General features: G+C 44.8%; 13 protein-coding genes. 2 read left to right on the top strand and 11 right to left on the bottom strand.

What is annotated here, in order from left to right:
• Window positions 1-129 precede the first annotated feature (129 nt).
• A complete protein-coding gene (locus tag RWS39_RS06110) occupies window positions 130-1,497 on the top strand; it encodes an aspartate kinase (RefSeq protein ID WP_314481439.1) in 1,368 nt (455 codons plus the stop codon).
• Window positions 1,498-1,563: 66 nt separating this feature from the next.
• Here RWS39_RS06110 and RWS39_RS06105 read toward each other — a convergent pair whose 3' ends face one another.
• The 10 genes from RWS39_RS06105 to RWS39_RS06060 form a co-directional block, all read right to left on the bottom strand.
• On the bottom strand, window positions 1,564-2,475 hold the full coding sequence (locus RWS39_RS06105) for a DMT family transporter (protein ID WP_314481437.1): 912 nt from the start codon (window positions 2,473-2,475) through the stop codon (window positions 1,564-1,566).
• A gap of 254 nt (window positions 2,476-2,729) precedes the next feature.
• A complete protein-coding gene (locus tag RWS39_RS06100) occupies window positions 2,730-3,023 on the bottom strand; it encodes a hypothetical protein (protein WP_314481435.1) in 294 nt (97 codons plus the stop codon).
• A 48-nt stretch (window positions 3,024-3,071) separates the two neighbouring features.
• Window positions 3,072-3,428, bottom strand: a complete 357-nt coding sequence (locus tag RWS39_RS06095; RefSeq protein ID WP_314481433.1) for a hypothetical protein — start codon at window positions 3,426-3,428, stop codon at window positions 3,072-3,074.
• Window positions 3,429-3,518: 90 nt separating this feature from the next.
• Window positions 3,519-4,952, bottom strand: a complete 1,434-nt coding sequence (gene gatB, locus RWS39_RS06090) for an Asp-tRNA(Asn)/Glu-tRNA(Gln) amidotransferase subunit GatB (RefSeq protein ID WP_045500595.1) — start codon at window positions 4,950-4,952, stop codon at window positions 3,519-3,521.
• Complete coding sequence (gatA, locus tag RWS39_RS06085; RefSeq protein WP_314481430.1) at window positions 4,952-6,418, bottom strand: Asp-tRNA(Asn)/Glu-tRNA(Gln) amidotransferase subunit GatA; 1,467 nt, start codon at window positions 6,416-6,418, stop codon at window positions 4,952-4,954. The genes gatB and gatA overlap by 1 nt, the downstream gene beginning before the upstream one ends.
• On the bottom strand, window positions 6,418-6,720 hold the full coding sequence (gatC, locus tag RWS39_RS06080) for an Asp-tRNA(Asn)/Glu-tRNA(Gln) amidotransferase subunit GatC (RefSeq protein WP_005591696.1): 303 nt from the start codon (window positions 6,718-6,720) through the stop codon (window positions 6,418-6,420). Before gatC ends, gatA begins: the two co-directional genes overlap by 1 nt.
• A 200-nt stretch (window positions 6,721-6,920) precedes the next feature.
• The gene (aspS, locus tag RWS39_RS06075; RefSeq protein ID WP_314481428.1) at window positions 6,921-8,657 is read right to left on the bottom strand and encodes an aspartate--tRNA ligase; all 1,737 of its coding nucleotides are present in this window, start codon (window positions 8,655-8,657) and stop codon (window positions 6,921-6,923) included.
• Between the two features lie 310 nt (window positions 8,658-8,967).
• Window positions 8,968-9,525, bottom strand: a complete 558-nt coding sequence (locus RWS39_RS06070; protein WP_125372545.1) for a cysteine hydrolase family protein — start codon at window positions 9,523-9,525, stop codon at window positions 8,968-8,970.
• A complete protein-coding gene (gene codY / locus RWS39_RS06065) occupies window positions 9,525-10,313 on the bottom strand; it encodes a GTP-sensing pleiotropic transcriptional regulator CodY (RefSeq protein WP_005591692.1) in 789 nt (262 codons plus the stop codon). Before codY ends, RWS39_RS06070 begins: the two co-directional genes overlap by 1 nt.
• A gap of 212 nt (window positions 10,314-10,525) precedes the next feature.
• Window positions 10,526-11,740, bottom strand: coding sequence for a pyridoxal phosphate-dependent aminotransferase (locus tag RWS39_RS06060; RefSeq protein WP_048763466.1), 1,215 nt, complete (start codon window positions 11,738-11,740; stop codon window positions 10,526-10,528).
• Between the two features lie 257 nt (window positions 11,741-11,997).
• Between RWS39_RS06060 and RWS39_RS06055 the strand changes: the two genes are divergently transcribed.
• Window positions 11,998-12,453 carry a universal stress protein gene (locus RWS39_RS06055; RefSeq protein ID WP_005591690.1) on the top strand — a complete coding sequence of 152 codons (456 nt, stop codon included), beginning with the start codon at window positions 11,998-12,000 and terminating at the stop codon, window positions 12,451-12,453.
• 108 nt (window positions 12,454-12,561) lie between these two features.
• On the opposite strand, the gene uvrA is transcribed toward RWS39_RS06055, so the two are convergent.
• Window positions 12,562-14,219, bottom strand: a 1,658-nt coding sequence (uvrA, locus tag RWS39_RS06050) for an excinuclease ABC subunit UvrA (RefSeq protein WP_314481425.1), incomplete at its 5' end; no start/stop codon positions are given.

Genomic DNA, 14,219 nt, shown 5'->3' with positions numbered 1-14,219 from the left:
AAATTTGATTTTATATTCGTTTTTTGCTTATTTTTTGAAAAGAAGCTTGGATGAAAAAGCGCTTCTGATAGATTTGCAAAATTTTCAGAATTTTGTTATAATTTTCCTAAATTATGTTTAGGAGTCTCCATGAAAGTTGTTAAATTCGGTGGAAGTTCACTCGCTTCTGCTTCACAATTAGAAAAAGTCTTACATATTGTAAAGTCTGATGCTGAGCGTCGCTTCGTTGTCGTTTCTGCACCAGGAAAAAGAGATGACCAGGATACAAAAGTCACCGATGCCCTGATTAAGTATTATCGCCAGTACATTGCAGGAAATGATGTCTCCAAGGAGCAAAATTGGATTATTAAGCGCTACTCCGATATGGTCTCTGAGCTAGGTCTAAAATCTGCAATTATTGAAAAAATCTCTAAGAGCATCATCTCCCTAGCTACTCTGCCAATTGAAAATAATGAATTTCTTTACGATACTTTCCTAGCAGCTGGTGAAAACAACAATGCTAAGCTCATCGCAGCTTACTTCAACCACAATGGCATTCCGGCTCGCTACGTCCATCCTAGAGAAGCCGGACTAGTGGTTTCAAGCGAACCAGGAAATGCTCGGATCCTTCCTTCAAGCTATGATAAATTGGAAGAACTAATTCATTCCGATGAAGTCCTTGTCATCCCTGGCTTCTTTGGTGTCACTCAAGATGGACAAATCTGTACTTTTTCTCGTGGCGGGTCAGATATTACAGGATCAATTATTGCAGCTGGTGTCAAAGCTGATGTCTATGAAAACTTCACTGATGTAGACGGCATCTTTGCTGCTCACCCTGGGATTATTCATAAGCCACGCTCCATCGCTGAGCTTACTTACCGTGAAATGCGGGAATTAGCCTATGCAGGTTTTACCGTCCTTCACGATGAAGCTCTGCTTCCAGCCTATCGCGGAAAAATTCCACTCGTTATCAAAAATACCAACAATCCAGAACACCCCGGTACACGCATCGTCCATAAACATAGCGAAGATCATCCCCCTGTTGTAGGAATCGCTGGTGACTCTGGCTTCGTAAGTATTAACATGTCCAAGTATCTCATGAACCGAGAAGTTGGATTTGGCCGAAAGGCGCTTCAGATTTTGGAAGATCTAAATATCGGTTGGGAGCATATGCCAACAGGAATTGATGATCTTTCCATCATTCTTCGTGAACGTGAATTAACTCCAATCAAAGAAGAAGAAATTCTGCGCCAACTTATACAAAAAGCAGAAGTAGACTACGCTGAGATTGAGCATGACCTCTCTATTATCATGATTGTCGGCGAAAAAATGAAAAGTCATATCGGGGTGACGGCTACTGCGACTAGAGCTCTTTCTGACAACAAAATCAATATCCAAATGATGTCACAAGGTTCCAGTGAAGTTTCTATCATGTTTGTTGTCAATAAGAACCAAGAAAAAGAGGCCATCCGTGCTCTGTACAAAGCATTCTTTGGCAGCTCAGAAAGCAATGAATAAACCGAATAAGTAAACAACAAAGACCTAGCTCTGTATGGAGCCAGGTCTTTCCTTATTCTTTCTTGCTTATAATAAACCTTTTTTCTTTTCCAAGATCAAGTCCTTGACAGATATCAACAGGACAGCTAGCAAAATCATGCCCATACCTACAAAATCAAGCAGATAAAAGCGTTCATTCATAATGACAAAGGCAAAGAAGACCGCTGAAATAGGCTCAATAGAGGCTAAGAGGCTAGATTTGACAGGACCGACCAAGCTTGTTCCCTTCAAAAAGACGGTGTAAGCAAAGATTGTTCCAATGACAATGATGCCGACCAAGGCCAGAAGGATATCCGAACGGACTTGCCACTGATGCTGGAAAATACCGCTAAAAGGAAGGAGCAAGATACCTGCAATGGTCATGCCAATCCCGATAACCAGCATGCTCCCCCACTTTTTAATGAGTCCAATCGGCAACAGAATATATAACGCGTATGTAAAGGCTGAGAAAATACCTAAAAATAAGCCTTTTGGCGTCATCGAGAGCTGATTGACCTGACCGTGGGTCGCAATCAGAAAGGTCCCACCTATGGCTAGAATCATTGAACAAATCTGAGCCACAGTCGGTGCTACTCTATCTTTGACACAAGTGTAAGCCAAGACTCCCACTGGACAGAGATACTGTAAAACTGTTGCCGTACCTGCATTTGTCTCATGAATAGCTGCCAGATAGGCATATTGATTGATGAACAAGCCTAGAATTGCAAAAATTAAAATGTGTAACAGAGAGCTCTTATCTTTCCAAATCTCTTTAAAAGAGTCTTTATTTGTCGCATAAGCCAACATCATCAAAACCAAACCCGCTAGCAACAAGCGCACATTGGTCAAGCTCAGTGCCGAAAAACCATGCTCCATCAGATATTGACCACTCGTTCCCGATAAGCCCCAAGCAATCCCCGCAGCCAAGGTATAAAGGGTTCCCCTTAAAACTTTTGACATCCCCAACCTCTTTCTTTTAGTTTTGATCATTGTAACATAAACCATAAAGAAGAGAGTGGGACAGAAATCGGTAATTCGTTAGAATTCGATTTCGTCGTCCCACCTCCGCACAGTTGAGTAGGGCTATAAAAGCTGATTAAATCAGCGTAATAGAGCCCACCCAACCACTGCGTCTTGCTCAACAATCCAAAAACAATTGAGAGGCTAGGACTTTTGTCCCAGACTCTTTATGATTCAACATAGCTCAAAGACGGCTAAGCCTCTATCTCAAGAAGTAAATAAGGCAAGTCTAAGATCAAGCCAACAATTCCTAGCATAGCTCGCATTCCAGAAGCTGTGACAAGTACCTTCTGGCCATCTTTTACCTGAATCTTATGCGATTTCATAAAACTTTGTCCAACCTGTAGTTTAGCACTGTCTCCCTCAAAAGTCAGCGTTTTACTTTCATCATTCGTAAGTTTATCTACAAGTTCGCCATTTAGATATACTGCAATATTTTGAGCTATTCCAACCATACCCGTAGAACGCGTAATGGTAAATTTTGACATCAAAAACTCCTTTATTTCAATCCAGCCTATCAAGAAAAACTTTTCAGTTTATTCTTCAATCCTAGCTGAGTAAAAAGGTAGAAGAAACATTAAAGCCATAGCAAGAAGCAATAAAATTGCACGCACTAGGCCACCAAAGAACAGGCCCAGCAACAAAACTCCTAGACAGATAGAAAAATTAGTAAAATTTGTTTCAACCAACAAGGTTTGCCCTGCTTTAACTGTCACTGGCTTGGTTCTCATAGGGGCAGCTCCCACACGAACAACAGCTTCTTCTCCCTCAATAGGAAAGACAGCCTCGTCACCATTCTGGATTGTACCAACCTTTTGACCATTGATTAAAATTGGAAAATTCCCAATAATCCCTACAAAACCTGTTCCACGTTTCACTTTAATTTCTGACATAAGGACTCCTTTATTTTTTATCTATTTTACCATAAGTTCCCTTCAAATAAAAGGCGAAAACCAGCCTCACGACTGGTTTTCTACTCATTTCTAAAGTTTTTCCAACTCTTCGTTCAGCAGTTTTTGTGCTACTTGTGGGTTGGCTTGGCCCTTGGTAGCCTTCATGAGCTGACCGATCAGGGACTTGGCCGCATTCTTGTTGCCGCCCTTATAGTCATTGATGGCTTTTTCATTATCCGCAAAGACTTGCTGGATAATAGGAAGAAGTTGAGCAGGGTCTGAGATTTGGATCAAGCCTGCTTTTTGTACATATTCCTTAGCAGAGCCACCATTTTTAGCCAGATGGACAAAGACCTTCTTAGCAATCTTAGAAGAAATCGTTCCGTCCGCAATCAGAGCAATCATCTCAGTCAGGTTCTCAGGCGTCAGCTCAATCTCAGAAATGGTCTTACCTTCGGCATTGAGGTATTGCGCCACTTCTCCTTGGAGCCAGTTGGAAACAGCCTTGGCGTCACCACCTGCCGCAACAGCCGCTTCAAAGAAATCTGACACAGCCTTTGTAGCTGTCAGCTGCTTGGCATCGTAGTCAGACAGACCGTAGTCGCCTACATACTTGGCACGGCGCTCTTTTGGAAAGGCTGGCAGACTGTCGCGCACTTGCTCAATCCAAGCATCTTCAATCTCAAAGATCGGCAGATCAGGCTCTGGGAAGTAACGGTAGTCAGCCGAACCTTCCTTCACCCGCATGAGCAATGTTTCGCCAGTTGCTTCATCATAACGACGGGTTTCCTGACGGATTTGACCACCGCTGCGTAAGATTTCAGCTTGGCGTTTTTCCTCAAAGGCTAGACCCTTGCGGACAAAGTTGAAGGAGTTAAGGTTTTTCAGCTCAGTCTTGGTACCAAACTCTTCCTGACCGTAAGGACGGATAGAAATATTGGCGTCGACCCGCATGGAGCCCTCTTCCATCTTGACATCAGAAATGCCCGTGTACTGGATGATTTCCTTGAGGGCAGTCAGATAGGCATAAGCTTCTTCTGGACTGCGCATATCCGCTTCGGATACAATTTCAATCAGAGGTACCCCTTGGCGATTGAGGTCCACATAAGAGTAGCCATCGCTGCCGTGGGTATTCTTTCCGGCATCTTCTTCCAAGTGAGCCCGCTCGATACGGATTTTCTTGGTCGTGCCATCTTCTAGCTCAATCTCAATCCAGCCATTGTAGCCAATCGGCTCATCAAACTGAGAAATTTGATAGGCTTTTGGATTGTCCGGATAGAAGTAATTCTTGCGGTCAAAGTGCATCTTCTGGTGAATATCCATGTTCAAAGCCAGAGCTGCCTTGATCCCATAGTCAATGACACCCTTGTTCATAACAGGCAGAACACCAGGGAAAGACCAGTCAATGATATTGGTGTTGGCATTGGGATCTTCACCGAAGTGAGCTGGAGCCGGTGAGAAAATTTTTGAATTGGTCTTCAATTCAACATGGACTTCCAGTCCGATAACTGTTTCAAAGTTCATTATTTTTCACCTCCAAAGATAACTGGCTGCTGTTTGTGGTAGTCAGTCGTTGCTTCAAATGCTGCGGCTGCCTGATAGATAGTCGCTTCATCGAAGTGGTTACCAATCAACTGCAGGCCGACAGGAAGACCATCTGCAAAGCCAGCTGGGATTGAAATGCCCGGTAGGCCAGCCAGATTGACTGGAATGGTCAAAAGGTCAGCCAGATACATAGCCACTGGATCCTGGTTTTGACTGCCCAAGTCATAAGCTACAGTTGGTGCAGTTGGACCTAAGATCAAGTCGTATTTTTCAAATACCTTAGCAAAATCTTGCATAATCAAGGTCCGAACCTGACCAGCTTTCTTGAAATAAGCATCGTAGTAACCAGATGACAAACTGAAAGTTCCCAGCATGATGCGGCGTTTCACCTCTTCACCAAAGCCTTCACTACGAGATTTAACATAGACATCTTCTAGATTTTCAATACCTTCTGCGCGGTAGCCATAGCGAATACCGTCAAAACGTTGCAGGTTAGAGCTGGCTTCAGAAGAAGCAATGATATAGTAGACTGCTACGCCATACTTACTGTGGGGCAGGCTGACTTCTTCAACAATGGCTCCTAGACTTTCCAAGTGCTTCGCCGCTGCTAAAATAGTTTCCTTGACCTTGCTGTCAATTCCCTCACCCATGTATTCCTTAGGTAGGGCAATCTTCATGCCCTTGATGTCTTGGCCAATCTTGCTGGTAAAGTCTGGCACTGCCTCTTGTGATGATGTCGAATCCTTAGGATCATTACCAGCAATAACATTCAAGAGCTGAGCATTTTCCTTAACCGTCTGAGAGAAAGGTCCAATCTGGTCTAAAGAAGAACCAAAAGCAATGAGACCAAAACGAGAAACCCGTCCATAGGTTGGCTTGAGGCCGACTACACCGTTAAAGGAAGCAGGCTGACGAATGGAACCGCCCGTATCTGACCCCAGTGACAGACGAACCTGACCAGAAGCAACAGCTGTCGCTGAACCACCAGATGATCCACCGGGAACCTTGCTGCTGTCCCAAGCATTCTTAGTCGTCTTAAAGTAAGAGTTTTCGCTGGAACCACCCATGGCGAACTCGTCCATGTTGGTCTTCCCGACGATAATCATGTCCTTACCGTAGAGCTTCTCTACGCTGGTTGCATCGAAAATCGGCTTGTAGTTGTAGAGCATTTTAGAAGCAGCTGTTGTCAAAATTCCCTTGGTTGAGATATTGTCCTTAACCGCCAGCGGAATTCCGCTCATAAGATTATCAGCATCAATGCCCTTGGCATCCAGAGCTGCTGCCTGAGCCAATGCCTCCTCTTCGCTGACAGTAATAAAACTGTCCACGGCAGCTTCACGTTCTTTGATGTCTGCCAAAGTCGCCTGAGTTAACTCTACTGCAGAAATTTCTTTTTTGACCAGCAAATCATGCAGCTCTTCAATGGTCTTGTGATTAAAAGTCATTAGGCATCTCCTCCGTCATCTAGGATGGCAGGCACTTTGATGTAGCCCCGCTCTTTTTCAGGTACATTTTGGAAAAGCTCTTCTCGGTTCCAGCCTGGCTGAGCCACATCTTCTCGCATATAGTTGATGTTAGCTGCCACATTGGAAGTGAAAGGCACACCCTCCGTGTCCACTTCATTGAGCAATTCGACCATGTCGACAATTTTAGACAAGGTTGTCGCAAACTCAGCTGTCTCTTCTGGTGAAAAAGCCAGTTTAGACAGTTTTGCAACGTGACTTACTTCTTCTTGAGTAATCTTCATCTCTGATTCCTTTCATAAGATAGGCGAGCATGAATACCAATCGAAAACGATAAATCTAAGAAAAATCTTTGTTTTCGAGGTTAAACTCGCATTGTTTTGCTAAGATAGGGGTGCCAAGCTCTCGTAGCTGCGACCTCTTTCTTTGGCTTCTTCCTAATTTCTTCAGGAATTCGCATCATTTCATTTTACCATATTTCAGGCTAATTCTTCAATTCCAAATGCAGTTCTTTGAGCTGTCTTTGGTCCACCAAACTTGGACTTTCCAGCATAGGGTCAAAACCAGTACCATTTTTCGGAAAAGCGATGACTTGGCGGATATTTTCTTCTCCAGCCAAAATCATAACCAGGCGATCTAAGCCAAGAGCCAAGCCACCGTGTGGTGGGAAGCCGTACTCCAAGGCTTCTAGGAAGAAACCAAAGTCCCGCTCATAGTCTTCTCGGCTCATGCCCAACAGCTCAAACATCGCTTCCTGAGCCTTCCGATCATGAATCCGCAGACTCCCTCCGCCAATCTCATAGCCGTTCAAGACGATGTCGTAAGCGTGACTGCGGAATTGATCTGGCTCTTGGCCATCTTCAAAAATCCCCTGTGTGAAAGGATGGTGCATGGCTTGATAACGGTTTTTGTCTTCATTCCACTCCAGCAGCGGCCAATCCACAACCCAGAGGAAATAAAGCAGACTCGGGTCAATCAAATCTAAAGCTTTTGCGACTTCTAGACGCAGATGTCCCAAAGCTTCCTGAGCTCGACGCTTCTTGGCCATGACTAGCAGAATCAAGTCTCCATCCTTGGCCTCAAAACGTGCTAGTAAATCCTGACTCTCAGCCTCAAAGGTGCTAGCCAAATCTCCAACTAACTGGCCATTTTCAACCTTGAGGCTGGCAAAGCGGCTACAACCAAATTCCTTCATTTCTTGATAAAAATGACTCAGCTGTTTCTTGCTAAAAGCGCTAGCCGCATCTGGCACACAGATTCCCATCACTTTCTCTTGATTATCCAAGGCTTTCTTGATGAGAAGCGAGTCATTTTCTTGGCACAAATCTGTCAAGCTCTTTAGCTCTAAACCAAAGCGTGTATCTGGCTTATCAGAGCCGAAGCGACTCATAGCCTCTTCATAGCTAATAGTTGGAAAAGCTTCTGTCAACTCTAACCCATGGGTTTTCTTGACAACTGCTTTAAGCATAGCTTCAACCAGAGCTCGGATTTCTTCTTCGCTGGCAAAACTCAGCTCCAAGTCCACCTGGGTAAACTCTGGCTGACGGTCTCCCCGCAGGTCTTCGTCACGGAAACAACGAACAATCTGATAATAGCGCTCAAGTCCTGCTCCCATCAGCAATTGCTTGAGCATCTGTGGGCTCTGAGGCAGCGCATAGAATTGATTTTTAAAGACCCGACTAGGAACCAAGAAGTCTCTAGCCCCCTCAGGAGTTGACTTGGTCAGATAGGGTGTCTCCACTTCCAAAAAGTCCAAACCGTTCAAATATTCCCGAATGGTTGAGGTGACCTGATGACGTAGTTTAAGGTTATGTGTCATCTTCTCACGACGCAAGTCCAGGTAGCGGTATTTCTGACGCAGGTCTTCCCCTGTATGGGCATGCTGGTCCAGTTCAAAAGGCAGGGCCTTGCTACTAGCAATGACTTCAATCTTTTCAGCCCTCAGCTCAACCTGACCAGACTTGATGGCCTTGTTGACAAAGCGGTCTTCCCGCTGAACGACTTGCCCTGTCACTGCGATGACATCCTCTTTGCCAATTTCTTCCAGCTTAGCAAAATCTTCAATATCACCTCCAACGAAGACCTGAAGCAAGCCCTCGCGGTCCCGCAATTCAATAAAAGCTAGCTTGCCGTGATTACGGATATTGGCCACCCAGCCAGTTGCGGTCATGGTCTGTCCGACCTGCTCTAAACCGTAGTTTCCGATAAAAATTTCTTTCATATTCTTTCCCTTTCAAATCCATTTGCAAGCTGCCCTGTCCTTAGGCATATTAGCAACTTTCTTCCAGCATCCCCACTTTTCCTTTTGCAAAATAAAAAGCTTTCGTCTCTAAAACAGACGAAAGCCGTGGTACCACTGTTATTCGCTGCCCTAAAAGGCAGCCTCTGAGCTCGTAACGTGAGCGACGTTTGTGCTTAATCACACAAAAGATTACGAAACATGTTCTTCGGTTTTTGCTTTCTTGGTGCTGCTCTCAGCTATCAGCACTCTCTGTGCAAGTCAGCAAGCCTACTCTGCTTCTCTCTTACTCTTAAATTGTATTTATTATAGTCGAACCTAGAACATTTTGCAAGTGATTTAAGGCAAATTTGTGATTTTCCTCTGACAAAGAAGCCACAGCCGGCTCTACCACCTGAATCTGGTAACCAAGATTATAGGCATCGATCGCCGTATGCAGGACGCAGATATCTGTCAAGACTCCAGTCAAAATGACCGTATCCACCTTTCTTTCCCGCAGGCGGATATCTAAATCCGTGCCGGAAAAGGCAGAATAATGGCGCTTATCCATCCAAAAGACCCGAGAGTCTGCTTGATGCTTGTCATAAAAATCAGCCAAAGGGCCATAAAGATTGCGACCGCTAGTTCCTTTGATATTATGAGGCGGAAACAGCTTGCTTTCTGGGTGAAAGGCATCATTTTCATCATGGGCATCAATAGTAAAGAAGATATAGTCGCCTCGATCAAATGCCGCCTCGGTCACTTGAGCAATAGCTTCAGAAATCGCCTGAGCCGGCGCTCCTGCTGTTAACTTACCCTCATCTGCAACAAAATCAACTGTATAATCAATGGAAATCAGTGCTTTAGCCATTAGTAGTCCCTCTTTTTAATTTCCTCAAAAACATCTGGGATCAGCACTTTCAGATAAGTCCCTTTCATTCCCAGCGAGCGGCTTTCAATAATCCCAGCGCTTTCCAGTTTGCGCAGAGCATTGACAATCACTGAACGGGTAATCCCGATGCGGTCAGCAATGACAGAAGCCGTCAGTTGACCTTCATTGCCATTGAGCTCACCCAGAATAGCTGAAACAGCTCTCAGCTCTGAGTAAGATAGGGTATTAACCGCCATGGTCACTGCCGTCCGGCGGCGGATATTTTTCTCATCCTCTTCCCGCTGGAAGTTAAGCAGCTGGATCCCAACCACTGTGCTGGCAATCTCGACCAAAATCAAATCGTCATCCAAAAATTCTTTATCATTGCGCCAGATAATCAGCGAGCCCAAGCGAATTCCTGAAACATGAATCGGTGCGATAGTAGTCAAACCATCTGGAAATTCATCCTTGGTTTCCACTGGGAAAATCGTCAAATCGTGAGTTACAGGCAGATTGGCCTCTGTCTCATACACCATGTTTGCTTCTTGGACATATTCTTTGGGGAAAGTCTTGTCTTGGAAAAAGGCTTCTACACGATCATTATTTGTCTTGTAGCGCATGAAATAGCCCAAGAGACGGCCCTTGCTGTTGATGATGCAGGCATTGCAATGAATAATATCAGCAAGCTGGCGAGTGATCGCATTGTAAGGAAGTTCCTCCTGAAGTTGCTCTTCTGAACGTTTCAAGATAGAAGTAATCTTCCTTGTTTTTTCTAATAGTTTTGCCATACATTTACCTCGTATTTAGTCTCCTTGATTGTACCATAATCGACCGAAATTTTCAATAATTATCTGAAAATTGTGTATTGAAAAAAAATTCGCTACAATTCTGAAAGATTCAGAATTTAATGATTGCGAAAAAAATCACTTCATCAAAAAAACCATTTAAAACAATTCTTAAACGAATTTATTTTAAACGGTTTATGACTTGTATTTTATGCTTATCTGCGGTATTGGCGCAGGAAGCGCGTCATTTTTTCTTGGATCTGAGCTAGCTCATCTACTCGAGGCAGATAAACAATTCGGAAATGATCTGGATCCTTCCAATTAAAGCCTCGTCCATGGACAAGGAGGACTTTTTCCTGCTTGAGGAAATCCAAGACAAACTGCTCATCATCATCGATACGGTACATTTCTCGATCAATCTTCGGGAAGATGTAAAGACCCGCCTTAGGTTTGACTGCAGACAAACCTGGAATATCTTGAATGGCATTGTAAATGAAGTTCCTTTGTTCATAGATACGACCGCCTGGCAAAAGCAATTCATCCACCGACTGGTGACCTCCAAGCGATGTTTGCACAACCTGCTGGGCCAAGACGTTGGAGCACAAGCGCATATTGGAAAGCATATTAAGGCCTTCGATATAGCCTTTAACATGCCGTTTAGGACCAGATAGCACCATCCAGCCAACTCGGAAGCCAGCGATACGGTGGGACTTAGACAGGCCATTCATACTAACACAGAAAACATCAGGAGCCAGACTAGCTACAGGCGTATGCACATGTCCATCCATCACCATGCGGTCATAAATTTCATCCGCAAAGATGATAAGATTGTTCTGGCGAGCAATTTCTACGATCTCTAGCAAAAGTTCCTTAGGATAAAGTGCTCCCGTTGGATTGTTAGGATTGATGATAATGATAGCCTTAGTATTAGAAGTGATTTTTGACTTGATGTCGTCAATATCTGGATACCATTCTGCCTGCTCATCACAGACATAATGAACCGCATTCCCACCAGCCAGACTAACTGCAGCCGTCCAGAGCGGATAGTCCGGCATTGGTACTAAAACCTCATCTCCATCATCCAATAGTCCCTGCATAGACATAACAATCAGCTCGCTGACTCCATTTCCAAGATAAATATCATCGATATCAACATTAGGGAAATTTCGGAGCTGGCAATACTGCATAATGGCCTTACGGGCTGAGAAAATCCCCTTAGAATCAGAGTAACCCTCACTATCACGCGCATTCATAATCAAATCATGAATGACCTCGTCTGGAGCGGTAAAGCCAAATTCAGCTGGATTTCCCGTGTTCAGGCGGAGAATTTTCTCTCCATTGGCCCGCATCCGCATCGCTTCATCCAAAACCGGTCCACGAATATCATAGGCTACATGCTCCAGTTTGCTGGACTTATTAAATTCTTTCATCCTATTTTCCTCAATTCATCTGAATGATTTTATTATACCATCAGAAAAAAAGATTGACAATCAGGAAGAATTTGGGAAAGCTCGTTTGAATTAAAATATATCTTATAATTCAGGAAAATACACTTATCCATCAAAACAATTTCACTTGATTTCTGAATTTCATTTGCAGCTTTACTTTTTTTCTGAAAAGGTTTACAATATAAGTGAAGATATAAGAAACTCGAATCTAGTATTCGACAAAAGATGGAGGTAGCTTTATGACTCAACAAAAATATGAAAATATCATGGTCGCTGTTGACGGCTCTCGCGAAGCAGAACTCGCTTTTGAAAAAGGTGTTAATGTAGCGCTGAGAAATGCTTCTCGCCTGACGATTGCTCATGTGATTGATACACGGGCTCTCCAAAGCGTCTCAACCTTTGACGCCGAGGTCTACGAAGATCTCCAAGAAGAGGCACAAAAATTGATGACAGAGTACAAGGAAAAGGCGCAAAAAGCAGGGGTCAAATACGTTGATGTCGTCATTGAATTGGGCAATCCCAAAACCCTCCTGTCAACTGACATTCCTGACGAACACAAGGTTGATTTGATTATGGTCGGGGCTACTGGTCTCAATGCCTTTGAACGCCTCCTAGTCGGCTCATCATCTGAATATATCCTCCGCCACGCTAAAGTGGACTTACTGGTCGTTCGTGACAAAGAAAAAACATTCTAAACCCATCAGGTAAGCAGTTCTAATGCCCTGCTTCACCCATAAATGCAAGTTAAAATCCCTCATTAGGTTAGCCTAGTGAGGGATTTGTGTTTTAGAACGATAAAAATCTTATTTCAGCTTGCCTTTTAAATACTGGCCAGTATAGCTGGCTGGATTGGCTGCGACTTCCTCTGGTGTACCTGTCGCAATGATCGTTCCACCACCGACACCGCCTTCCGGTCCTAGGTCGATGATATGGTCTGCCGTTTTGATAACGTCCAGATTGTGCTCAATGACGAGGACTGTATTGCCATCGTCCACGAAGCGGGCTAAAACCTTGAGCAAACGAGCAATGTCCTCTGTATGAAGCCCTGTCGTCGGCTCATCCAAGATATAGAAGGACTTGCCAGTCGAGCGCTTGTGAAGCTCGCTGGCCAGCTTCATCCGCTGGGCTTCACCACCTGACAAGGTCGTGGCTGGCTGCCCCAGAGTCACATATCCTAGTCCCACATCCTTGATTGTCTGGAGTTTGCGGGCAATCTTGGGAATATGCTGGAAGAATTCTACCGCATCATTGACCGTCATGTCCAGAACCTGAGCGATATTCTTCTCCTTGTAGTGGACTTCCAGAGTTTCACTATTATAGCGGGTGCCGTGGCAGACCTCACAGGCCACATAGACGTCAGGCAGGAAGTGCATCTCAATCTTGATAATTCCATCACCCGAGCAGGCCTCACAGCGGCCGCCCTTGACGTTAAAGCTGAAACGGCCCTTCTTGTAGCCGCGAATCTTGGCTTCATTGGTCTTGGCAAACAGATCGCGAATGTCGTCAAAGACTCCAGTATAGGTAGCTGGATTAGAGCGCGGTGTCCGGCCAATCGGACTTTGGTCAATATCAATCAGTCGATCCACATGCTCAATGCCGCTGATTTTCTTGAACTTACCTGGCTTAGCAGAATTGCGGTTGAGTTTTTGAGCAATAGCCTTTTTAAGGATAGAATTGACCAGCGTTGACTTACCGGATCCAGAAACTCCTGTCACAGCGATGAATTTGCCCAAGGGGAATCTAGCTGTGATATTCTGCAAGTTATTTTCCTGAGCCCCTGTCACTTCGATAAAGCGTCCATTGCCTACACGGCGTTCCAATGGTACTGGGATTTCGCGCTTACCTGACAAGTATTGGCCTGTGATGGATTTCTTGTTCTTAGCCACCTGTGCAGGAGTACCCGCTGCGACGATTTCACCGCCGAAAACACCGGCTCCTGGTCCGACATCAATCAGCCAGTCAGCCTCCTGCATGGTGTCCTCATCGTGCTCAACCACGATGAGGGTATTACCCAAGTCGCGCATCTTCTTGAGGCTGGCAATTAGGCGGTCATTGTCACGCTGGTGCAAGCCAATAGAGGGCTCGTCTAAGATATAGAGGACACCACTCAAGTTCGAGCCGATCTGAGTCGCCAAGCGAATCCGCTGACTCTCACCGCCTGATAAGGTTCCAGCCGAGCGAGACAGGGTCAGGTAATTGAGACCAACGTTATTCAGAAAGGTCAGGCGATCATGAATTTCTTTGAGAATAGGCCGCGCAATAGTAGCTTCATTGTCAGTCAAGTGAAGCTTGTCCAACTGAAGCAAATGATCTGCAATGGACAAGTCTGAAATATCACCGATGTGCAAGCCATCTTCGCCGCCAACCTTGACAGACAAGGCCTGAGGACTGAGTCGATAACCGTGGCAAGCCGCACAAGTCAGCTCATTCATATAAGCCCGCATCTGCGTCCGAGTAAAAT

The sequence above is a fragment of the Streptococcus cristatus genome, from assembly GCF_963529205.1.
GTDB classification, from domain to species: Bacteria; Bacillota; Bacilli; order Lactobacillales; family Streptococcaceae; genus Streptococcus; species Streptococcus cristatus_O.
Note: the sequence above shows the minus strand (reverse complement) of the source record. Positions and strands in the feature narration are given on the sequence as shown.